The sequence below is a fragment of the Adlercreutzia sp. genome (assembly GCF_056795635.1).
In genome coordinates this window covers 79933-102131 of record NZ_JBQIIT010000006.1, presented here as the reverse complement: position 1 = coordinate 102131, position 22199 = coordinate 79933, and the positions used below count along the sequence as shown (strand labels likewise).

Annotated in this window: 15 protein-coding genes; 10 read left to right on the top strand and 5 right to left on the bottom strand. The window is 64.8% G+C overall.

The annotated features are described in order from the left end of the window. Positions 1–25: 25 nt before the first annotated feature. The 7 genes from ACTOXK_RS05480 (at position 26) to ACTOXK_RS05450 (ending at position 10463) form a co-directional block, all read left to right on the top strand. Positions 26–901 carry a PDDEXK nuclease domain-containing protein gene (locus ACTOXK_RS05480; RefSeq protein ID WP_482276987.1) on the top strand — a complete coding sequence of 292 codons (876 nt, stop codon included), beginning with the start codon at positions 26–28 and terminating at the stop codon, positions 899–901. 175 nt (positions 902–1076) lie between these two features. Continuing rightward, entirely contained in the window at positions 1077–2606 is a 1530-nt protein-coding gene (locus ACTOXK_RS05475; RefSeq protein WP_482276988.1) for a rhamnulokinase, read from the top strand. Then, positions 2607–3860 (top strand): L-rhamnose isomerase, encoded by a 1254-nt coding sequence (locus tag ACTOXK_RS05470; RefSeq protein WP_482276989.1) that lies wholly within the window; start codon positions 2607–2609, stop codon positions 3858–3860. A gap of 294 nt (positions 3861–4154) precedes the next feature. Beyond that, positions 4155–5087, top strand: a complete 933-nt coding sequence (gene rhaD, locus ACTOXK_RS05465; protein WP_482276990.1) for a rhamnulose-1-phosphate aldolase — start codon at positions 4155–4157, stop codon at positions 5085–5087. 18 nt (positions 5088–5105) lie between these two features. Further along, the gene (locus ACTOXK_RS05460) at positions 5106–6464 is read left to right on the top strand and encodes an MFS transporter (RefSeq protein ID WP_482276991.1); all 1359 of its coding nucleotides are present in this window, start codon (positions 5106–5108) and stop codon (positions 6462–6464) included. Positions 6465–7184: 720 nt separating this feature from the next. Then, positions 7185–8096, top strand: coding sequence for an Rpn family recombination-promoting nuclease/putative transposase (locus ACTOXK_RS05455; protein ID WP_482276992.1), 912 nt, complete (start codon positions 7185–7187; stop codon positions 8094–8096). Between the two features lie 276 nt (positions 8097–8372). Further along, positions 8373–10463 carry a glutamine synthetase III family protein gene (locus ACTOXK_RS05450; protein ID WP_482276993.1) on the top strand — a complete coding sequence of 697 codons (2091 nt, stop codon included), beginning with the start codon at positions 8373–8375 and terminating at the stop codon, positions 10461–10463. A 242-nt stretch (positions 10464–10705) separates the two neighbouring features. Here the strand turns inward: ACTOXK_RS05450 and ACTOXK_RS05445 are convergent, their stop codons facing one another. Continuing rightward, on the bottom strand, positions 10706–12757 hold the full coding sequence (locus ACTOXK_RS05445) for a tetratricopeptide repeat protein (RefSeq protein WP_482279295.1): 2052 nt from the start codon (positions 12755–12757) through the stop codon (positions 10706–10708). Between the two features lie 294 nt (positions 12758–13051). Further along, positions 13052–13798: a response regulator transcription factor gene (locus ACTOXK_RS05440; RefSeq protein ID WP_482279294.1), complete on the bottom strand. Its 747-nt coding sequence runs from the start codon at positions 13796–13798 to the stop codon at positions 13052–13054. 175 nt (positions 13799–13973) lie between these two features. On the opposite strand from ACTOXK_RS05440, the gene ACTOXK_RS05435 reads away from it, so the two are divergent. From ACTOXK_RS05435 to ACTOXK_RS05425, 3 genes are all read left to right on the top strand, one after another. After that, the gene (locus ACTOXK_RS05435; RefSeq protein ID WP_482276996.1) at positions 13974–14915 is read left to right on the top strand and encodes an ATP-binding cassette domain-containing protein; all 942 of its coding nucleotides are present in this window, start codon (positions 13974–13976) and stop codon (positions 14913–14915) included. Next, positions 14908–16011, top strand: coding sequence for a hypothetical protein (locus tag ACTOXK_RS05430; RefSeq protein ID WP_482276997.1), 1104 nt, complete (start codon positions 14908–14910; stop codon positions 16009–16011). Before ACTOXK_RS05435 ends, ACTOXK_RS05430 begins: the two co-directional genes overlap by 8 nt. Before the next feature lie 188 nt (positions 16012–16199). Beyond that, positions 16200–17093, top strand: a complete 894-nt coding sequence (locus ACTOXK_RS05425; protein ID WP_482276998.1) for a sensor histidine kinase — start codon at positions 16200–16202, stop codon at positions 17091–17093. Here ACTOXK_RS05425 and ACTOXK_RS05420 read toward each other — a convergent pair. The 3 genes from ACTOXK_RS05420 to ACTOXK_RS05410 form a co-directional block, all read right to left on the bottom strand. After that, positions 17090–18460, bottom strand: a complete 1371-nt coding sequence (locus ACTOXK_RS05420) for an ATP-binding protein (RefSeq protein ID WP_482276999.1) — start codon at positions 18458–18460, stop codon at positions 17090–17092. The genes ACTOXK_RS05425 and ACTOXK_RS05420 overlap by 4 nt on opposite strands. A gap of 313 nt (positions 18461–18773) precedes the next feature. Next, positions 18774–21002 (bottom strand): oxidoreductase, encoded by a 2229-nt coding sequence (locus ACTOXK_RS05415; protein WP_482277000.1) that lies wholly within the window; start codon positions 21000–21002, stop codon positions 18774–18776. A gap of 141 nt (positions 21003–21143) precedes the next feature. Further along, positions 21144–22025: a LysR family transcriptional regulator gene (locus tag ACTOXK_RS05410; protein ID WP_482277001.1), complete on the bottom strand. Its 882-nt coding sequence runs from the start codon at positions 22023–22025 to the stop codon at positions 21144–21146. Positions 22026–22199: the final 174 nt, after the last annotated feature.

The following is a 22199-nucleotide window of genomic DNA, read 5'->3' as shown; positions in this document are numbered from 1 at the left end:
CCGCTCCCCGGAGCGGGCTTTTTTCGTGTTTGGGGAAGAGGGGAAGGGAAGTGCCTACGGAAAAGGCGTGTTGAAGAGTGTTTCCGATCGGCTCACCGTCGAGTTCGGAAAGGGCTATAGCGTTCGCAACTTGCAGCAAATGAAGAAATTCTACGACTTGTTCCCAAATGCGAACGCACTGCGTTCGCATTTGACATGGACACACTACCGGGCCCTTCTCCGGGTTGAGAACCCCGACGCCCGAGACTGGTACATTGAGGAAACCGTGCGGAATCACTGGTCGAGCCGTCAGCTTGAACGTCAAATCTCGACGCTGTATTATGAGCGGCTTCTGGCAAGTGCCGAGAAGGAATCGGTCGTTGCTGAGGCGGTCGAAAAGCTCGCAGCGGTAGAGCCGGTGCAATTTATCAAGGACCCCTACGTTCTAGAATTCATCGATCTGAAGGATTATCCGGCGCTGCGCGAATCAGGCTTGGAGCAGGTGCTGATCGATCATCTGCAGCAGTTTCTCCTTGAGTTGGGTCGAGGCTTCTGCTTCGTCGCCCGTCAGAAGCTGATGCGCTACGACGATGACGATTTCTACGTTGACCTGGTTTTCTATCATAGCATTTTGAAATGCTATGTGCTCATTGATCTGAAAGTGGGAAAGCTGACCCATGGGGACGTAGGTCAAATGGACGGCTATATTCGTATGTTCGACGACCTCATGCGGCAGCCGGACGACAATCCTACGATCGGGCTTATCCTGTGCTCGGAGAAGAACGAGGCCATTGCGAAGTACTCGACCCTCGCAGATGGTAGGCAGATGTTCGCATCTCGCTACCAATTTGAGCTCCCCAGCGTGGAGGAGCTAGAAGGCTACCTTATGGAAAAGCGTCGGGGTCTGGAAGACAGCGAATGAGTCGAAGAACGCCTTCCGTGAAGCCATTATTGTTGATTTGCTACAGACGGTCGCCGCTTTGGCGCTGTGCGCCTGCAGGGCCCCGTGTGATGCTACACTGTCCCGCGCATTATTCTTCGACCGCGTATTTCGCCAGGTAAAAGCTGAGAAATACACTCATAGATAGGATGGGGCCATGGCTCATCGCACACCGAGGCTGCGGGACGATTGCTACGCGGCGGTGGATATCGGCGCGTCGTCGGGGCGCGTGGTGGTCGGGTACGTGGAAGAGGGGCTCATCCGCCTGGAAGAGGTCCATCGCTTCGACAACCGCCAGGTGCGCCGCGACGGCCACGATTGCTGGGACCTGGATCTGCTCTCGAGCGAGCTGGTGCGCGGCTTGGCCCGCTGCAAGGAGGCCGGTTTTGCGCCCAAGACCGTGGGTATCGACACCTGGGGCGTCGATTTTGTGCTGCTGGACGGCGATGACAACCTGGTGGGCGATGCCGTGGCCTACCGCGACGGTCGCACGGCGGGCATGTACGCGGTGGCCGACGCCATTATGGCCCCCGAGGAGCTGTACCGTCGCGTGGGCCTGCAGCGGCAGCCCTTCAACACCGTCTACCAGCTGCTGGCCCTGCAGCGGGAACATCCCGAGCAGCTGGAGGCAGCCGCCACCTTCCTCATGATTCCCGACTACCTGAACTTCCTGCTCACGGGCCAGAAGGCCGTGGAGTACACCAACGCCTCCACCACGGGCCTGCTGAACGCGGAAACCGGCGCCTGGGACGAGGCCGTCATGGCCGCCTTCTCCATTCCGCGGCGGCTGTTCCCCAACGTGACCCATGCCGGAGCCAGCCTGGGGCCCGTGCGCCCCGAGATCGCCGCGGCCATCGGCTACGAGCCGCGCGTGGTGTTGCCGGCCACCCACGACACGGGCAGCGCTTACTTGGCCGTGCCCGCCTGCGAGCCGCCGGCGGTGTTCCTCTCGTCGGGCACTTGGAGCCTGCTCGGCGTGGAGAACCGCAGCCCCATCTGCTCGGAGGCGGCCTTCCGCGCGAACTTCACCAACGAGGGCGGCTACCATTTCCGCTACCGTTTCCTGAAGAACATCATGGGCCTGTGGATGATCCAGTCCATCCGCCGCGAACTGAACGGCATCACCTACGTGGTGGACGAGAAGGCCATGCGCAAGGGGCGCCTGCACCAGTACATGCGCGTGGAAGGGCTCGGCCACGAGGTGGGATTCGCCGATCTCATCAAGGCCGCCGACGAGGCCGAGGCCGCCGGCGTGGTGGCCTCCATCGTGAACGTGAACGACGACCGGTTCTTGGCCCCCGACTCCATGATCGAGGAGATTTGCGCGGCCTGCGACGAGTCGGGCCAGGCGGTGCCCGAGACCTTGGGCGAGCTCATGCTCTGCGTGTACGAGAGCCTGGCGCGGTGCTACCGCGACGCCATCGAGGGGCTGGCGACCCTGGCCGGCCACGGCTACGCCTCCATCAACATCGTCGGCGGCGGCTGCCGCGACAGCCACCTGAACCGCCGCACGGCCGAGCTGTGCGGCCTGCCCGTGTACGCCGGCCCCGTGGAGGGCACAGCCCTCGGCAACCTGGCCGTGCAGATGCTCGCCGACGGCGTGTTCCCGCACCTCAAAGCCGTGCGGGCTGCTATTTCCGAATCTTTCGATGTGAGAAAAATCGAACCTGAGCGAAAGGACATCTAAATGACCACCATGTACGAACTGGCGAAAGAGGAGTACGCGGCCCTCGGTATCGATACCGAGGCCGTGATGGCGAAGCTGGCGGACAAGCCCATCTCGGTGCACTGCTGGCAGGGCGACGACGTGCTCGGTTTCGATCAGGTGGGCGGCCTGTCCGGCGGCATCCAGACCACGGGCAACTATCCCGGTCGCGCCCGCAGCTTCGAGGAGCTCACGGCCGACTTCGAGGCCGCCATGGCCCTCGTGCCCGGTGCCAAGCGCATCAACCTGCACGCGAGCTACGCCGTGTTCACCGACGAGAACCCCTGGGTCGATCGCGACGCCCTGGAGTACAAGCACTTCGAGCCCTGGGTGACCTGGGCGAAGGAACACGGCTTCGGCATCGACTTCAACCCCACCATCTTCGGCCATCCCATGATGAACAACGAGCTGTCGCTCTCCTCGCCCGACGCGGCCACGCGCGATTTCTGGATTCGCCACTGCCAGGCCTGCCGCAAGATCTCCCAGCAGATCGCCGAGGCGCTGGGCGACGAGACCCTGTGCAACATCTGGATTCCCGACGGCCTGAAGGACGTGCCGGCCGACCGCTACGGGCTGCGCGAGCGCCTGCGCGATTCGCTGGACGCCATTTACGCCGAGAAGTACGACCGCGTGATCGATTCCTGCGAGTCGAAGGTGTTCGGCATCGGCCTGGAGTCCATGACCGTGGGTTCCAACGAGTTCTACCTGGCCTACGCTGCCACGCACCCCGGCGTGTACGACCTGCTTGACCTGGGGCACTTCCACCCGACCGAGAACGTGGCCGACAAGCTGTCCGCCCTGCTGCTGTTCTTCGACAAGGTGCCGCTGCACGTGACGCGCCCCATCCGCTGGGATTCCGACCACGTGGTGCTCTTCGACGACCCGGTGAAGGAAATGGCCATGGAGATCGCCCACTGCCCCGGGGCCTGGGAGAAGGTCATCATCGGCCTGGACTTCTTCGACGCCTCCATCAACCGCGTGGGCGCCTGGGCCATCGGCACCCGCGCCATGGAGAAGTCGCTGCTGTACGCCCTGCTGCAGCCGGCGGCTCAGCTGAAGGAGATGCAGGACACCTACCGCTTCACCGAGAAGATGGCCCTGGCCGAGCAGGCGAAGAGCATGCCCTTCGGCGCCGTATGGGACGAGTACTGCCGCCGCGAGGGCTGCCCCACCGACGGCGAGGTGTATCCTCTCGTTGCCGCCTACGAGGCAAAGATTCTGCCGACCCGACAGTAGCGGGTTGTTCGGCGGGGGCCGCGGGGTATACCTCCATGCTCAGACAGTCCTCGCTCGGCGGAACAGTCCACCGGACTGTTCCGTTCGCTGCGGAACTGCGCGTGGAGGCACACCCCGTGTCCCCCGCCTGCTCAACCAAGGTTGAGCGCAGAGGGAACAGCGGGTGTTCCAACCGAGCGAGTTCCGCAGCGACTGAAACAGGACCTAATGTCCTGTTTCACAAAGCGAGGACTGTTTGAGCGAATTGGAATACCCGGTGGTCCCGATCGGGGAGAGTTACGACAAGGAGTTAAGATGGCATTTATCGATCAGGCACAGGATTTGTTGGCGAAGGGGGCCAGTGCGGCTCGCGGGGCGGTGTCGGGCGTGGCCGTGGAGCAGCTCGGCTTCGTGCGCGGCTTCGTGCGCCTGTGCGATGATGGCTGGGGCCAGGGTTGGCACGAGCGCAACGGCGGCAACCTCACCTATCGTATGCGCGACGAGGACGTGAGCGCCGCTCGCCCCTTCTTCAACGAAGCGCCCGGCGCGTGGGTGCCCATGGGTGTGGAGGCTGCCGACTTGGGCGGGGCCTTCTTCCTCACCACGGGCTCGGGTCGCTACATGCGTAACGTGGCCGCCGACCCGGCCCATAACATCGGTATCGTGGAGATCGACCCGGCTGGCAGCGCCTGGCGCATCGTGTGGGGCCTCACCGACGGCGGCAAGCCCACCTCGGAGTTCCCAAGCCACTTCATGTGCCACGCCGTGCGCATGCGGGCCACGGACGGGGCGTCGCGGGTGCTGTACCATGCGCACCCGAACAACGTCATTGCCATGACCTTCGTGCTGCCCCTGGAATCGCGCGCCTTCACCCGGGCACTGTGGAAGGCCATGACCGAGTGCGTGGTGGTGTTTCCCGGCGGCGTGGGCGTGGTGCCGTGGATGGTGCCGGGCGGTGCCGAGATCGCCCGGGAGACCGCGGCTATGATGGAGACCTTCGACGCCGTTATCTGGGCGCAGCACGGCCTGTTCGCCGCCGGTCCCGATTTCGACACCACCTTCGGGCTCATGCACACCGTGGAGAAGGCCGCCGACATCTACGTGCGCGCCCGCTCTATGAACGGCGGCTCCGACGATTTCATGAACACCATCACCGATGAGGGACTGCGGGCTATCGGCCGCGAGTTCAACATCAAGATCAACGAGGCCATGCTGGGCTTCCCCGTGGCCTTGGAGGGCAACAACTAAGAAAGGTTCACAACGGTTATGGCACTGTCTCAAGAGAAAAAGGGCACCATCGCGGTCTCGATGACCAACTTCCTCGATTCCGGGTGCATCGTGGCCTCGGCCGTGGCGCTGGCCGCCTGGGCCGTGGCGTTCAACTTCGACAACGTGTGGGTGTCCATCTTAGGCGCCGTGGGCGCGAACGCCTTCGGCGCTGCCGTGGGTGCGCTCATCGGCGGCTTTCTGGCCGACCGCTTTGGCCGCAAGTTCATCTACACCTACAACCTGCTCGTGTACGCGGCGGGCGTGTTCATCATCATGTGCGCGGTGAACCTGTCCATGCTGTGCATCGGCATCGTCATCTCCGGCCTGTCCGTGGGCGCCGGCGTGCCCTCGTCGTGGAGCTACATTTCCGAGATGTCCTCCTCCACGAGCCGTGCCGCCAACATCGGCATCAGCCAGTTCGCCTGGTCCTGCGGCCCGGCGGCCATCTTCCTCATCGCGCTGGTGTTCTCCTTCGTGTTCCCCACCTTCGGGCCGGACGGCGCGCTTCTGCCCGCGGGCACCTACGGGCCCTTCGACGGCCTGTTCGCTATGCGCCTTCTGTTCCTCATCCTGTTCGTGGTGGCGCTCGTTGCGTGGAATTTGCAGCGTAAGCTGGAGGAGTCGAAGGATTGGACCGAGAAGCAGGACGCGGCCGGCCAGCGCGACACCTTCGTGCAGATGATGCGCCGGGCGCTGACGAACTCGGTGAACGTGAAGTCCATCGTGTTTTTGGTGGCGGTGTACCTGACCTGGAACATCGTGGCCGGCACCATGGGCCAGTTCATGCCCTACATGTATGCGGCCGCCGGTCATTTGGACGACACCACCATCTCGCTTCTGCAGGCGGTCATGTGGATCCTCACGGCCGTGGGGTCGCTTGCCATCTTCTCGAAGTTCGGCGACAAGATTCCGCACCGCATCCTGTTCGCGGCCACGGCCCTTATGGCCCTGGCGGCCTGGGCGGTCATGGTGTTCTTCGGCATGCAGCTGCAGGCCGGCACCGCTGATGCCTGGGGCTGGCTTCTGTGGGTGTTCGTGGCGCTGTGGGGCATCTCGGCCGGTTTCTCGGCCCAGTGCTTCTACGCCCTGTGGTCCACGGAGCTGTTCCCCACGCTGTACCGTGGCGGCGTGCAGGGCATCATGTTCTTCCTGGTGCGCGGCGTGCTGGGCATCTGGTCGCTCGTGGCCGTGGCGGGCCTGGGCGTGGAAGCGCCCGCGGGCTTCGTGACCGCCGGCATCATCATGTGCGGCTTTCTGCTGGTGTCGCTCGTGGTGGGCGTCGTGTGGTGCCCCAACACCCAGGGCCGCACCCTCGACGAGATCACCGATGAGCGCTACGGGAAGCATATCGACTAGGGGAGGCGTCTCGCTAGTGAGCGCTCCCCTGGCGTTTGCCGTTTCTGATTTGGCTCTGCGACGACCCCGCTTCGGCGGGGCCGTTTTGTGTCTACGCGCTGCACCCTTTTCTGCAAAGCAGCATGGCTAAGTGGGTTTTTGGCGAGGCATGCTGCGTCTTGCGCTGGTCGCGAAAACTTGTATAAATATGACGCTCGTACTACTGCACAATTTGAAATACCTTTGGGTATATGTATTGTTCTGCCGTTCGTGCGATAGGGGCTAACGATACATGAGGCGATACCCAGCCCCACCCTTATAACGAAGAGCGGTTCTGTTGTGAGCGATGAACAGCTGGGGCGCTGGCCGAGATGTTCGAGCGCGGTGAATGACCTGCGGACGAGACGCGCATTGTGCGCGGATGACCCCCCCAAGTTCGGGGAAGAGCTGGCTTCGATCGCCTTCAAGAGTCCTCGGCGGGAATTGTCCGAGATGGATGCCCGCGCCAAACGCGGGGGCATGAGCCGATCCGACTGCCTCCGCCGCCTCGTCGACCGCGATTTGGCTTTACCTCAGCTCGCCAAGCCTCTCAAAATAAAACTAATGTTCTATTTTTCTTGCATTGGCTAACTTTTGAGGCTATAATGAAACAAACGTTCGTAAGATTCCCTTCAGTGGGAATCTAGGCTGGGGAGCCCCTAACCCGTTCGCGGGGACAGCCGCCGAGGGAAAGGGGCTGTCATGGCCGGTCGACTTCCTATATCCGACAACTTCATGTTCGGGCGCGTGCTCTGCAACGAGGAGGTGTGTCGCGGCTTTCTGGAACGTGTCTTGGGCATCGAGGTGGGCGACATCGCCTACCTCAACCGGGAGCAGGTGCTCCAACCGGCTGTCGATGCGCGTGGCGTGCGGCTGGATGTGTACGCCGAGACGGACGCAGGCGTCGTCGATGTGGAGATGCAGGCGAATCCCCACGCCGCCCCAGGGCGACGGTTGCGCTACTATCAAGCTGGCATCGACTCGGGACTTATGGATCAGGGTGCCGCATGGAGGGAACTGCGCGACAGCTATATCATCTTCGCTTGCGACTTCGACTGGTTCGGCGCGGGGCTTCCCGTTTATACCTTCGAGAGTCTGTGCCGCGAGGACCCGACGCTCAGTGCCGCCACAGGCGCCGTTTGGAAGATCCTGAACGCTCGGGCCGCCGCCTGCGCTCCCACCGAGGGAATGCGTAATCTGCTAGAATACATCCGAAAGGGTGCTGTGGCCCCAGGCGACAGGCTCGTTACTGCCATGGACGCCGAGGTTTCCACGGCCAACAAGGACAGAAAGTGGGTGGGCTCCGTGATGACTGCGAGAGACTTGATGGAGGAGGTTCGCCTCGATGCTCAAGAGCAGGGTCTGGCTGAAGGTCGGGCGGAGGGCATAGCCCAAGGTATGGCTCAGGGTATGGCTCAGGGTATGGCTCAGGGTATGGCTCAGGGTATGGCTCAGGGCATGGCCCAAGGGCGCGAGGAAGGTCGCGCGGAGTTTGCTGCACGTATGGCGGCCCTCGCTGGCCGACTTGCGGAGGAAGATCGTGCCGAGGACGCCCTTGCTGCTATGGCTGATCCTGCAGTGGCGGAGAGTCTTTTCCAGGTTTATGGCCTATAGCAAGGCTCTACCTCATTTCAGTTGATGAAGTGCAGTCCTCGTAACTGCCGTTCGTAGCAAATGTGCGGGCGCCGTTTTGCCCGCACTGGCTCCTTTATCCTTTAAGGGAGCGGCAGCTTCTCCGAGGGCTCCTGTTTCGCAATCTCGGTTTTCCTGACCGGAAACTTCCCGAAACGATGCGCCGTTAGTTTGGTAAACGGGCGGCTCGGCTCGCCGACTTCGCGGCAACGTGGTATCTTTGTCCGATCATCGATCCGAGTGAGGAGCGTGCCCGCTATGTCGAAAGTGACCGATCTGTATGGCTCCATGGTGTTCAACGAGCACACCATGCAGGAGCGTTTGCCTTCTGCCACCTACAAGCAGCTCATGCGCACCATCAAGGGCGGCGAGCCGCTCGACATCGACGTGGCGAACGTGGTTGCCCACGCCATGAAGGAATGGGCCATCGAGAAGGGCGCCACCCACTTCACCCACTGGTTTCAACCGCTGACGGGCATCACCTCTGAGAAGCACGACAGCTTCATCGACCCCACCCCCGACGGGCGGGCCATCATGACCTTCTCGGGCAAGGAGCTCATCCAGGGCGAGCCCGACGCCTCCAGCTTCCCCTCGGGCGGCCTGCGCGCCACCTTCGAGGCCCGCGGCTACACGGCCTGGGACCCCACCTCCTACGCCTTCATCAAGGACGAAGTGCTGTGCATCCCCACGGCCTTCTGCTCCTACACCGGCGAGGCCCTGGATAAGAAGACGCCGCTTCTGCGTTCCATGAAGGCCATCGAGATTCAGGCCAAGCGCGTGCTGGCCCTGTTCGGCGAGGCGGGGGAGCGCGTGACCACCACGCTGGGCGCCGAGCAGGAGTACTTCCTCGTTTCCGAGAAGGACTACGAGCAGCGCCTCGACCTCATGCTCACGGGCCGCACCCTGTTCGGCTATTCCCCCTGCAAGGGCCAGGAATTGGAGGAGCACTACTTCGGCGCCATCCGCCCCACGGTGAACGAGTTCATGAAGGAGCTCGATGACGAGCTGTGGGCGCTGGGCGTATCGGCCCGCACCAAGCACAACGAGGTGGCCCCGGCCCAGCACGAGCTGGCGCCCATCTTCGCAGAGACGAATCGCGGCGTAGACGAGAACCTGCTCACCATGGAGAAGATGAAGCTGTTGGCCAGCCACTACGGCCTGGTGTGCCTGCAGCACGAGAAGCCCTTCGAGTTCATCAACGGAAGTGGCAAGCACAACAACTGGTCCATCTCCGCCGACGGCAAGAACCTGTTCGATCCCGGCGAGAACCCCATGGAGAACCTGCGTTTCCTGGTGTTTCTCACCTGCGTGATCGAGGCCGTGGACGAGTACCAGGAGCTGTTGCGCATGTCGGCCGCCAGCGCCGGCAACGACCATCGCCTGGGGGCCAACGAGGCGCCGCCTGCCATCGTGTCCATGTTCCTCGGCGACGAGCTGGGGGCCATCGTGGAGGCCCTGGTGGACGAGCACGACTACTCCTCGGCCGAGCGCGTGGCCATGGATCTCGGCGTGGATGTGCTGCCGAACTTCATCAAGGACAACACCGACCGCAACCGCACGAGCCCCTTCGCCTTCACCGGCAACAAGTTCGAGTTCCGCATGCCGGGGAGTGCCCAGAACCTGTCGGATGTGAACATGGTGCTGAACACGGCCATGGCCGCCTCGCTCAAGGGCTTCGCCGATGCCATGGAGGGCAAGACCGGCGACGAGTTCGAGGCCGCGGCCATCGACTACATCAAGCAGACCCTGCGCGATCACGAGCGCATTATCTTCAACGGCGACGGCTATTCCGCCGAGTGGGAGGCCGAGGCGGCCCGTCGCGGCTTGGCGAACCACCGTACCACAGCCGAGGCGCTGCCTTGCTACGTGGATCCGAAGTCCATCGCGCTGTTCGCCGAGTTCGGCGTGCTCACCGAAACCGAGGTGCGCAGCCGCTACGAGGTGAAGCTGGAGAAGTACAACAAGATCATGAACATCGAGTGCCGGGTGATGAAGCGCCTCGTGCGCCGCGATTACCTGCCGGCCATCAACCGCTACGCGGCGAAGCTGGCCAACGGTATCACCGCCATTCGCGGCGTGCTGCCCGATGGCGACACCTCGTTCATGGAAGACAAGCTGCGTCGCCTGGTGGCCGGGGCTGCCGAGATCAACCGCCAGCTGGAGAAGCTGAACGACCTGCACCACGCCTCCCGCGAGATCGCCGATCAGCAGGAGCGGGCGAACATGAACGCCCACGAGATCGTACCGGTGATGGACGCGCTGCGCGAGGCCGTGGACAGCCTGGAGATCATCGTCGAGCGCGAGGCCTGGCCGGTGCCGACCTACAATGAGATTTTGTTTTACGCGTAGTTAGAAGCTTTCCGCTTCTAACTACGCCTGACGCTGCGGTTCCGACGGGCACCTGGCCTTGCGCTTCAGAGCTTTCCTTCGCGGCGCAAAGGCCGCTCAGCCGCTCTTTAGCGCAATTCCAGGCGCCGGTCGGAACCTCGCTGACTTCCTAGGGCGCATTCCGGGGACAAAAAGAAGAATATAAGGGAAGGGCCCGCGTGATGCGGGCCCTTCGTGCGTTCGGGGGGGGGTAGTGCGGGCTTCTACACGCCTTGGCGGAGGCTGGCGGCTACGGCGTGGAGGATGTCGTTGCGCTGGGTGCTGGCCACGAGGCTCGCGAGCGGGGCGGCAGCCAGGGGCATGTTCTGGTCGCACAGCAGCACGAGGGCGCGGCCGACCACTTCCATGACATCGTCCAAGGGGGCCAGGGGCACGCCGGCGGTGCGCAGGCAGGCCGTGGGATCCCAGTCGTTGCCGGGCACGTTGTTGCCCATCTCGCTCAGCAGGTCGTTGCGCTCGCGCAGGGCGGCCTCGCCCATGGGGCTCGCCTCGGGCACCCGCAGATAGCAGGCAAGAGCCTCGCGCAAACGGCCGGTCTGCCAGTAGGCGAAGGCCAGACGGTAGAAGATATAGGAGATGTCGTTGCCGGTCACGGCCACGCGCAGGGCGTCCTTGGCCACCTCGATGATGCGGTCGTAGTGATCGCCCTCGGCGAAGCAGGTGATGAGGTCGTTGAAGGCCGGGGCGCTTGTGGGAGCCAGCTCGATGCACACGCGGGCCTGGGCCTCGGCGGCATCCAGATCGCCCATATCGCGGTAGATGCGCGACAGCGACGAGCGGGCTGCCTGGCCAATGTCGGACAGGCGCTGGTAGCGCACCGCGGGGTCGCTTTCCACGACGCTCGTGAGGTACCGGGCGAAGACGTTCTCGCAGTACAGCGGCTTCACGGTCACGCCGGTCTCGCGCAGGGCGCGGGCGACTTCCTCCTCTTCGGTGGCCTTGCTCGTCTCGGCCACGATGTCCTCCAGCTGGGCCACGGCCAACAGCAGGGAATCGTCCTTCTCGTCCATGATGGCGCGGTAGCGGGCGGCCAGGTCGGCATTCTGCTCGCTCATCACGTCCAGGTCGCGTACCACATCGGCATGCAGCAGGTCGCGCAGCTCTGGGGAGAGCTCGCGGTCGTCTTCGGCCACGGGGGTGCGCACGGTGCCCAGCTCCACCGCCAGGGGCTCGACGGGGCGCAGCGTGCCGTCATCGGCCAGGTCGATGGCGCGGTTCTGGAGGTGCAGCATGTCGAAGAGCAGCCCTGGGTTGCACTCGCTCTCGGGCGAGGCGAACTCGCCGCTGCGGATCTTCGCCATGGTGCCCATGGTGAAGGGGATGCGGCCGAACTCGAGGGACATGACCGTGGGTCCGGCGATGGAGCCCTCCTTCTCGTTTACCACCACGCGGGTGACGCCCACGGAGCAGCCAAAGGCCGCCGCGGCGATGAGGGCCGCCAGGCGTAGGCCGTAGGCCGCAGCGGCATCGGCGCGGCGCAGGGTGTTGTCGACCCACTGGTCGGTTGCGGCATCGTAGCGCGATTTGGGGAACACGTCGGGGGCCGGTGTGGACACGTCGGCCACGATGGTGCCGGTGCTCGCGTCGCAGACGAAGCGGTACTCCAGGCGGAAGGGGAGCACCATGGCCTCGCAGGAGGCGGCGAAGCGGGTGGCCAGGTCCCAGTTGCCGCCGCGAGTGCCCGTGGTGCCGTACTGGGTATTCAGCTTGTTGTCGCGGTCGGCGGCGCTCAGGTAGTCGCCGGCATCGTTGGCGATGGAGCGCAGCACGCGCCAGTCGGCCTCGCTGCACTGTTCCTCGCTGTAGGCGGTAGCGGCCACGGCGCCGTTGCCGTCTTCCATGAGCTTCGAGATAAGGGCCAGGCGGTCGAGCACCGACTCGATGCGCAGGATGGTGCCGCGGGCGCCAGCGCTGATGGTGCTGTCGTCGAAGACCGACCAGAACAGCTCGGTGGTGTTCAGGCGGCGCAGCTCCACCGGGTGCTCCACGGCGATGGCGCGCAGGGTGGGCGCCTCGGCATCGGAGAGCAGGCGGGCGGCATAGGCCTCGAAGCCCGGGGCCGGGTTGGCGGCGTCGGCCATGGACACGCGGAACAGCAGGCCGTCCACGGCGTCGGGCAGCGGTGCGGTGATGAACTCGCCCAGCACATCGCGGGTGGTCTTGTCCCCAGTGGGGGTGTTGCCGTCCGCGGCCGGCGCAGAGCCCTGGCCGTCACTGCCACCGCTTTTCTTCTTGCGGAAAAAGTCAAACATCATAGGCTCCTTCCCATGGGGAAGTCGAGAAAGTCAAGTCGTATCATTGTCCCACATTGCCACGACAATAGCCAGCGCAACGGCGAAAGGCGACCTGTATTTATGGAGCGCTGGGGGCGAGACGGAGCGAGGCGGGGAATCCGTGCAAAGTGACGCCCGCCTGACACCGAAACTTGCAAAGCGGGGCAAAACATGCATGTTTCGAGCGAAGAGGCGTTACTTTGCACGGATTTTGCGCGGAACGAGAGTGACGGCGGCCGGGGCGACGCGGGGCGCGGGGCCGGGGCTTCGGGAGTCCTACTGGGTTGTCAGTTTGAATCCCATACCCCAGACTGTTTGCAGGTAGCCGTCGGTGCCTGTGGGCTTCAGCTTGCGGCGGAGGTTCGACACGTGGACGTTCACAGTGGAGTCTTCCACGGAATAGGGCTCGCCCCAGGCCAGCTCGAACAGTTCCTGCTTGGTGAACACCTTGCGCGGACGGGCCATGAGCAGCTCCAGGATGTTGAACTCGGTGCGCGTGAGGGCCACGGGGGTGCCGGCCACAGCGAAGGTGCGCTCGTCGCTGTTGAGCTCCCAATCGCGGAAGCGCAGCACGGCGGTTTCGGGGCTGTCGGGCCCGCGCCCATCGGCGGCCGCGTCATCTGAGGTAGAAGCGCTGTCGCGGCTGCGGGCGGCCCGGTGGCGGCACTGCACGGCGATGCGCGCGCTCAGCTCGTCCAGGTCGAAGGGCTTGGTCAGGTAGTCGTCGGCCCCTTCTTGCAGCAGCATGATCTTGTCGGCGGCGGTGATGCGGGCCGAGATGACGATGATGGGCAGCGCACCGTCGGTGGCGCGGATGGTCCGGACGATCTCCTCGCCCGTGATGCCCGGCAGCATGAGGTCGGTGATGACCAGGTCGGGGCGCTGCTCGCGCAGAAGCAGGGTGCCCTCGGTGCCCGAGAAGGCCTGGCGGCAGCGATGGCCCTGACGTTCCAGATGGGCGGTCACCACCTCGTTGATGGAAGGGTCGTCTTCGATAACCAGTATGTCCAAGGGGGTGTCCATCGGGCGGTTCGGGCCTCCTTCGCCAGGTGCTTTTCTGGCAGCATAATACGGCGCGCGGGCGCGAGGCGCCATCTTCAAACATTCTTAACGCTTCGCCAGAACTTTCTTTAATGTTCCCCTCCACACTGGAACGCGTCGGAAATGGGGTATACCTGTACGGAGAAAGGAGAGAGCCATGAATGTGATTGAGGCGCGCGGTCTGGCCAAGGCCTACGGCGGTCGGCGCGTGGTGGATGATTTCGCCATGACCGTGGCCGCGGGCGATATCTACGGTTTTGTGGGAAAGAACGGGGCCGGCAAGTCCACGGTGATGAAGATGATCTGCGGGGAGGTGACGCCGACGGCCGGCGAGGTGGCGCTGTTCGGCGTGCCGACGGGCGTTGGCCCCGCGCAGGGGGCGCCCGGCGAGGGCGATCAGGCCCGGCGCATCGGCGTGCTCATCGAGCAGCCGGGGCTGCTGCCGAACCTGACGGCCTATCAGAACTTGCAGGCCAAGGCTCTGGCCTGGGGCATTGTGGATGGGCCGGCCCGATGCGAGGAGGTGCTGCGGCTCGTGGGGCTATCCGGCGCGGGCAAGCAGAAGGTGCGCGGGTTCTCCCTCGGCATGCGCCAGCGCCTCGGCCTGGCCCTGGCCCTGCTGGGCAACCCCGACGTGCTGCTGCTGGACGAGCCCTTCAATGGGCTGGACCCCGAGGCTACCCGCGCCATGCGCAACCTCATCGTGCGCCTGGCCCAAACCTTCGGCATTACCGTGGTGATCTCGTCCCATGTGCTCGACCAGCTGGATCGCATGGCCACCCGCTACGGCGTGATCGCCAACGGCCGCATGGTGCGCGAGATGAGCGCCGAGGAGGTGGCGGCCGAGTGCGGGGGCAGCCTACGGGTGCGCACGGCCGACAGCCCCCGGGCCCTGGCCCTGCTGGAGGAGGCCTATCCCGCTGCGGCGTTCCGCGCGGAGCCGGGCGGCACCATCGTGGTGTCGGGTGACTACGATGCCGAGGCGGTGGCCCGCACCTTGGCCGGTGCGGGCCAGGTGGTCCTGGAATTCTCCCAGGACCACCGGGATATCGAAGACTACTTCGTTGCGTTGATGGAAGGGGGCGCGACCCATGTTTAACCTGATGAAGAGCGATCTGTACCGTTTGGTCCACGGCAAGATGCTCTGGGTGGTGACGGTCGTCGTGGTGGCGCTGTCCATCCTCGCGGCCGTCGCGATGTACGCGGTGTCGTCGCCGGAGTTCCTTTCCATGTCCGCGTCTGCCATGGATATGACGGTTACGGCCTGCGACGACGAGACGGCAGAGGGTTCGGCTGGGGGCGGTGAGCGCGCGGGCGCTGAGAGTGGCGGCCAGTCTGTGCCCGGGGCGTCGCTGGGGGCTACGGCCGACACCGCGGTGGAGACGGCCGAGGATGCCATGGAAGAGGCTGCGGAAGCCGGGGAGGGGGCCGCGCCCGGTTCCGCCTCGGCGGAGCTGTGGGCCCTGGTCGAGGAGAGCCCCCAGGCCCTGAGCGAGGCCGACTTCGAGGGCGTGTCCCGGGAGATGCGCACCTTCGCTACCCCTGCGGATATGCTGGGCGACTCGGTGGTGTCGGGCGGCTTGCTGACCCTGGTCGTCGCCCTGGTGACGGCGCTGTTCTGCGCTCAGGACTTCACGACGCGGTTTGCCCGCAACCTCGTGATGGACCGGCGCGGTCGCGTGCGCTACTACGGGGGGAAGATCGTGCTCGTGGGGGTGCTGGCGGCGTTCTTTGTGGCCGTGGTCTCGCTGGTCAGCGTGGTGTCCTTCGCCGCGGCGGGCTTTACCTACGGGGACATGAACAGTCCGGCCGACCTGTTGGCGTTCTTCGGTCTGACGTGGCTGGTCGTCTTCGCCTACGGCTGCTCGGCGGCGGTTATCGTATGGATCAGCCGCAGCGCGGGAGCCGGTGTGGCCTGGGCCATCGTGGTATGCTCGGGTTTCTTGGGGGCCATGGCGGGCCAGGTGCTGTTGCTGCTGGGCACGGCGGTGCCGTGGCTCGGCGCTCTGGAGCCGTGGCTGCTCGCTTCCTGTGTGCAAGCCCTGGGCTCGAACGCCGGCACGCTGCTCAGCGGCCCGGCAGCCGCACCTCTGACCATGGTGCCCGTGGCGGTGCAGGTGCTCCTTGTGGGCGCGATCGTGGCCGGTTTGTGCAGCGCCCTGGCCCTGGGCGTGCTGCGCAAGCGGGACGTGTAAGTAGGGCGCCCCTCCGTGTTGGGGCTGCTGAAAGTGAGGAGCGGCGCCCTCCCGTAGGGCAAGGGCCATGCCCTTGCCCTACGGGAGTGAGGCGGGGCACCCCGAGCGTTGTAAGAGTGAGGTAGGGCGCACGGGCGTCGTGCAAGTGAGTAGCGGCGCCCCGGGCGCCGATGGGAAAGGAGCGGTTCATGACGTTTGCGCTGGGTATGGGAGCCCTGGCCCTGTGCGCCTTCGCGACGGTGGTGCTGTACGGTCGCGAGCTGCGCCGCATGGCCGCCTTCCTGCGGGGACGCGAGCAGCGCTCCAACGGACGATTATCCACCGAGATGCCGGGTCCGGGCTTTGCGGCCCTGGCCCGGGCCGTGAACGAGACCCTGGACGATGCCGAGGCGGAGCGCCGCGAGGCGGCCGCCGAGCAGCGCCAGTTCCAGCGCGACTTGGCGAGTTTGTCCCATGATATTCGCACGCCGCTCATGGGGGCCAAGGGCTACGTGGCCCTGGCGGCCGACGAGGCCGACGGCGAGCGGCGGGCCCACTACCTGGGCGCGGCCTCGGCCCGGCTCGACGACATGGAGGGGCTGCTCGACGCCCTGTTCGCCTACGCCCGGGCCACCGACCCGACCGCTGCGCTGGACCTGCGGCCCACGGCGGTGATGCCCGTGCTGGCTTCGGTGCTCACGGGGCAGTTTCCCGCCTTCGAGGAGCGCGGCTGGGAGCCGGAGGTGCGCATCTCCGACGAGTCCCTAGTGGTGGAGGCCGACGAGGAGGCTCTCGCCCGCATCTTCGAGAACCTCATCAGCAACGCCCTGCGCTATGGCACGGCGGCGCCCGCTATCACCCAGGAGGGCCGCGCCATCACCTTCGCCAACATGGTGGAAGACCCGGCGGCTCTCGACGTCGACCGCCTTTTCGAGCGTTTCTACCGGGCCGATGCCGCCCGGGCCCGCAGTGGCGCGGGCCTCGGCCTGGCCGTGGTAGCGAGCCTCGCCGCCGCCCAGGACATGGAGGTCACGGCCGCGCTGGAAGGCAACGAGCTGACCATCACTCTCACCTTCCCCACCGACGAGACGGCCCTTGCTTAGGAATGGACATCAGTGCTCGTGAGACGCCCCTGCTGGCCAAGTCCCTCCCAGCAAGGTCGATAGGGGGAAATCTCGCTCCCCAAGCAGAAGGCGGCATAAAGGGGGACACTCCGTATGCCGCCTTCGAGGCCAAATTCCTTGGTTGAGAGCCGATACACGAGGGAAGGGTTGTAGGCCTTGCGGTAAGCCTCCAAACTGCGAGCGGTAACGTTCTTTCCCGATTTCACTTCCAGCGGAACGGCCTGGTGGCTTACCGAGATAATGAAATCCACCTCCGATTTGCTGGTTGTTCCCCAGTAAAAGGGCTCTATGCCCGCCGCGACGAGTTGCTGCATCACGTAGTTCTCGGCGACGCCGCCCCGTAGATGGGCGCCTTTTCCTGCGCTGGGCAGCAGGTCGTCCGCTTCGACGCCCTGGAGGGCACCGAGCAGGCCAGTGTCAAGTAGGTAGAGCTTGAAGAAATCGCGCTCAGCGAAGGCTTGAAGAGGGAGCGAGCCTTCGCTGACGCGATAGCAGAATGACACGAGCCCTGCCGCATGGAGCCAGTTGATTGGGGCTTCGTATTGGTGCGCTCGGGCCGATGAGGCGATGGTTGCATACTGGAATTTGTGGTTCTCCTTAGCCAGCTGTTCCGGGATACTGCGCCATACGTTAAGGATCTTCGACGAATCGATAGGCGAGGCGTATTTGGTCATATCTGCGAGATAGGCATCGGTGAGATCGTGCTGAATACGGCGCACGCTCGGGAGGTCTGCTCCTCTGATGTGGGCCGCAACGGCTTCGGGCATCCCTCCGACAAGAAGATAGGTGCGGTAAAGATCCAGGGCATGTTCGTGAAGGCCGAGAGGGGCGTTGCTTCGATAGGCGTCGATGATGAGGTCGGCGATTCTCTGTTCGCCCACGCCCCAGAGAAACTCTTCGAAATCGAGCGGATGCATGGCAAGGGTATCCACTTTGCCGACGGGATAAGAGTAGTCATCGCGACCGAGGGCGACGCCGAGGAGGCTTCCGGCGGCAATGACATGATACTCCGGCGCGCGCTCGTAGAAGTATTTGAGCGAGGTGAGGGCACGGGGACATGCCTGGATCTCGTCGAAGAATATGAGGGTGCGTCGGGCCGAGATGGTTTTGCGCTCCAGAGCTTCGAGTTGGGGGATCAAGGAAGCGGGGGTTATATCGCCCTCGAAGAGGCTGGCGTAGTTCCTTTGGGCCGAGAAATCGATGTAGACAAGGTCATCGAAGGCCTCGTGAGCGAATTCGAGCACGGAGTAGGTCTTCCCCACCTGTCGCGCCCCTTGAAGGACGAGAGGCTTGCGAAGGGATGCGTCTTTCCACTGAAAGAGATCTGAGGTGATTTTTCGACGCATGGCTTACTCCTTATCGGAAATTTCGTTGCAATTGTAACATTATTTCCGGAAAAAAAGTTATCTATAGAACGAAATTTCCACTTGTAAGAGCTGAGAGCTCTGCGCTATCTCGCGGTTCAAACATCCCATGCAAAGGTCGGTGGTGTGAGAGAGGCATCTTTGGGGTGTGGATCGTAACAAAGCTGGGCCAGCTCGGAAAGACGAACTGGCCCAGATGGGGGAGGGTACAGGGATGGCGAGCGGCCCAAGGGGAAGGGCCGGCCGCCGCGGGAGGGTATGGTTCGCGCCGAGGCTTAAGACCGATGGAGGATCGCTAGATCGCGCGGCCCGTGTCGTTGCCGGAGCGGACGGCCATGGCGATGTTGAAGGGGCTCGCGCAGTCGCCGATGGCATAGGTCTCGGCCACCGACACCTCGGCCAAGAGGCCGTCGTTGGGCAGCATGTCGGCCGCGTCCACGATGGCGTCGCAGGGGATGCGCACCTCGCAGTCCATGTCGCCGGCGTGCACGGTGGCGAAGCCGTCGGCCACGGCGGTAATGGAGGCGTGGGTGTAGGGGCGCACGCCCAGGGCGTAGAGGCTCGTGGTCATGAAGCGCTGGGCGTGATGGGACTGCTGCATATCCAGCTCGTCCACGCCGCTCGGGGTGACGATGGTCACGTTCTTCTTGTGCACCGTGAGCCACAGCGCCATATCGAAGGCCTGGGCATTGGAGCCCCAGACGATCACATTGTCGCCTTCCATATTCATGTAGTTCTCCAGGGGCACCACGGTGGCACCGTCCACGGCCAGGCTGCCACGCAGGCCGCCGCAGGCGAGCACGAGGGCATCGGGGGCCTCGCTGGCCACCATCTCGGCGGTCACCTCGGTATTGCAGCGCACGTCCACTCCGGCCAGCTCGCACTGGCGCTCCAGGTAGGCGCGGTAGTCGTCCAGGTTCTCGTGGGGGCCTTTGATCTGGGAAGCGAAGGAGAGCAGGCCGCCGAGGGAGCCCTTCTTCTCGCAGAGGGTCACCGCGTGCCCGCGCAGGGCGGCGATGCGGGCGGCCTCCATGCCGGCAGGGCCGCCGCCGACCACGAGCACCTTCTTCGCCGTAGCGGCCGGCTCAAGCTCGTAGGTGGCCGGGCCTCCGTCGCGCATGACGCGCTGGGTGAGGGCATTCACGCGGCAGCAGCCCATGGCGGCGTTCATCTCGTTGCTGCCGATATGGCAGTGGAAGCAGCGGGTGCAGGGCATGATCTCGTCAGCGCGGCCCTCGGCGAGCTTGTTCACGTACTCGGGATCCACGGTCAGCGGGCGCGTCATCATATAGAAGTCCACCATGCCCGAGGCCAGGGCCTCCTCGAAGAAGTCGGGGGCGTGGGCCGGGTCCATGTAGGTGACGGCGCCGCAGGGGATGGACAGCGCCTCTTTGTAGCGGGCCACCATGTTCAGCGTCATGCCGGCGCCGCTGTGGTTGCCGATGAGCTCGCCACCGAAGTGACGGTTGAAGTCGAACTGGGTGCCGAAGCCCGTGGCTCCCTCGATGCCGTTGACGATGAAGTACAGATCGCTGCCGAACTGGCAGGGATGGTTGCTCAAAGGCCCGAGGCGCAGGTGCATGGAGTCGGCGCCGGCCGCCTCGAACTGCTGGGCCAGAGCGATACCCTCGTCCACGGTGGTGGTCTTGCTGAAAGGCTTGGTCAGGTCGCAATCCAGATCCATGAGGGTGGGGTTGTTGGTGAGGTTGTCACTCTCCTCGGCCAGATCGATCAGCACCTGCACGACGAAGTCGTTGCCGCAGGCTTTCTTGATCTCCTGAATGCACTCCACGACGAAGCGGGCGCGGTTCTCGATGCTGTCGGGGCCGTACTCGTCGGTGCGGTCGTTGTGGAAGCGGGAGAGGAACTGCTCGCCCTGGTTGAACCCGGCGGCGTTGATCTCCATGGCTTCGAAGCCCATGGATTGCAGCTGGGCGGCCAGGGCGGCACCGGCGGCCTCGATGCCCTTGATGGCCTCCACGGTCAGTTCCGAGGGGGCCACGCCGAAGGGCGCCCACTGGAAGCCGACGTGAGCGCCGTGGGATTTCAGCTCGTCGGTCAGATCGGTGAAGAAGGCAACGGCTTCCTCGGGCACCGGGCCGCCATCGGCGGGCATGGCAAAGGCCTCGCCTTCCACCCAGATCATTCCCACGCCGCCCTCGGCGAAGTTCACGTAGTACTGGCGCAGCTCGTCGGTATAGCCGGCCAGGTAGGTGGCGCTGCCGGCGGCGCTCTTCACCACGCGGTTCTTGATTTCCAGGGGCCCGAGTTTCCAGGGCGAGAACAGTGTGGCGAAATCGGTCGTGCTTGCGCGATAGTCGTAGTCCTGGGGGTTCACGAGGGCCTGGTAGATCACATCGTTCTCGCCGGCGCTGCCGGCCGTGCTGGCGAGCTCTTCGCCGGTTGCGACGGCCGGGGACTGGGGCGCGCAGCCGGAAAGGCCCGCGCCGGCGATGCCCGCGCCGAGGGCCGCGAGGCCCGCACCGCGCAGAAACGAGCGACGGGATACGGAATGCTGGGTCATGGTTTCTCCTCCTCCTGGGATGGCGCCCGCAGGCGCCGGGACAACGGGGCCATTCAACCATGGGGAGGACGGGGGCGGGAAGAAGCGAAGATCTTGCGGGGTGCAACCAAAGGTTTCACCCCGAGCGAGGCGGGTCGCGGGTTACTGCCGGGTCGTCGGTGCGGTGAGGAAGGCGATGACCTGGCGCTCGGCCTTAGTGAGCTCCCGCTGTCGGGCGAGCAGCTCCACGCGCCAGCGCACCGTGGGCTCCGGTACGGGGAAGGTGGTCAGCCCGGCTTCGACGAAGGGGGCCAGGGCACTTGTCGGTGCCAGGGCCGCACCCTGACCGGCAATGACCTTCTCGGTGATGAAGTCGTAGTCGGTGTACTGGGTGTTCGTGTGGCGCGTGAGGCCCCGCTCGGCCATGGCGCGGCCGAGCCCCAGGTCGTTCGGGCCGCGATCGCCGGGTAGGAAGAACACGAGGCTTTCAAGGTCTTCTAACGTACAGGCGGCGGGGTCGAAGGAGATGAGGGCGTCGACGGCGGCCACGAAAACGGTCTCTTCAGCCACGGACCAGCGCTGGTAGGCGCCCTCGCGCGGGGCGGGGCAGAGCGCGAAGTCCACCTCGCCTGCCTCGAGGCGATCGAAGCATTCCAGGAAGTAGTGCTTCTCGATGAAGAAATCCAGCGCGGGAAAGGCCGTCTCCAAGCGGGCGAGCAGGCCCGTGGGCAGCGAGCGGAGCACGCCGTTGGCGATGGCGATGCGCAGGGCGGGGCGCTCGGCTTGGGATGCCTCGGCGCAGGCGCGGCGCAGGGCCCGCTCGTCGGCGACGATGCGCTGGGCGATGGGGTAGGCGGCATCGGCGGCGCCCGTGGGGGTCACGCCGGCCTCGCTGCGCTCGAACAGGCGAGCGCCCACCTCGCCTTCCAAATGGGCCAGGGCCTTGCCCAGGGCCTGGCGCGACACGAAGGCGCTCTCGGCCGCCTTGGCGAACGACCGCGTCTCGTAGGCCAAGCAGAACCATTCCAGTTGATTGATGTTCACGGATCCTCCCCTCTTCGACGGGGCATCATACCATGGACGGGCGACCCGAGGGCGAGATGCGACGAAGGGAGGCGGGCGATCCGGGTGGGTCGCCCGCCTCGGGGAGGGTGCAGGTGGTCCGAGGGCGCCGGGAACCGTGCGAAGGGAGTCCCGCCGCCCTCGGCCGCCAGGTGT

Excerpts from the sequence above, each read along its gene's own strand:
- ACTOXK_RS05450 (WP_482276993.1), top strand. The coding sequence starts at position 8,373 with ATGTCGAAAGTGACCGATCTGTATGGCTCCATGGTGTTCAACGAGCAC.
- ACTOXK_RS05435 (WP_482276996.1), top strand. The coding sequence starts at position 13,974 with ATGAATGTGATTGAGGCGCGCGGTCTGGCCAAGGCCTACGGCGGTCGG.
- ACTOXK_RS05475 (WP_482276988.1), top strand. The coding sequence starts at position 1,077 with ATGGCTCATCGCACACCGAGGCTGCGGGACGATTGCTACGCGGCGGTG.
- ACTOXK_RS05425 (WP_482276998.1), top strand. The coding sequence starts at position 16,200 with ATGACGTTTGCGCTGGGTATGGGAGCCCTGGCCCTGTGCGCCTTCGCG.
- ACTOXK_RS05445 (WP_482279295.1), bottom strand. The coding sequence starts at position 12,757 with ATGATGTTTGACTTTTTCCGCAAGAAGAAAAGCGGTGGCAGTGACGGC.
- ACTOXK_RS05420 (WP_482276999.1), bottom strand. The coding sequence starts at position 18,460 with ATGCGTCGAAAAATCACCTCAGATCTCTTTCAGTGGAAAGACGCATCC.
- rhaD (WP_482276990.1), top strand. The coding sequence starts at position 4,155 with ATGGCATTTATCGATCAGGCACAGGATTTGTTGGCGAAGGGGGCCAGT.
- ACTOXK_RS05470 (WP_482276989.1), top strand. The coding sequence starts at position 2,607 with ATGACCACCATGTACGAACTGGCGAAAGAGGAGTACGCGGCCCTCGGT.
- ACTOXK_RS05455 (WP_482276992.1), top strand. The coding sequence starts at position 7,185 with ATGGCCGGTCGACTTCCTATATCCGACAACTTCATGTTCGGGCGCGTG.
- ACTOXK_RS05440 (WP_482279294.1), bottom strand. The coding sequence starts at position 13,798 with ATGGACACCCCCTTGGACATACTGGTTATCGAAGACGACCCTTCCATC.
- ACTOXK_RS05415 (WP_482277000.1), bottom strand. The coding sequence starts at position 21,002 with ATGACCCAGCATTCCGTATCCCGTCGCTCGTTTCTGCGCGGTGCGGGC.
- ACTOXK_RS05430 (WP_482276997.1), top strand. The coding sequence starts at position 14,908 with ATGTTTAACCTGATGAAGAGCGATCTGTACCGTTTGGTCCACGGCAAG.
- ACTOXK_RS05460 (WP_482276991.1), top strand. The coding sequence starts at position 5,106 with ATGGCACTGTCTCAAGAGAAAAAGGGCACCATCGCGGTCTCGATGACC.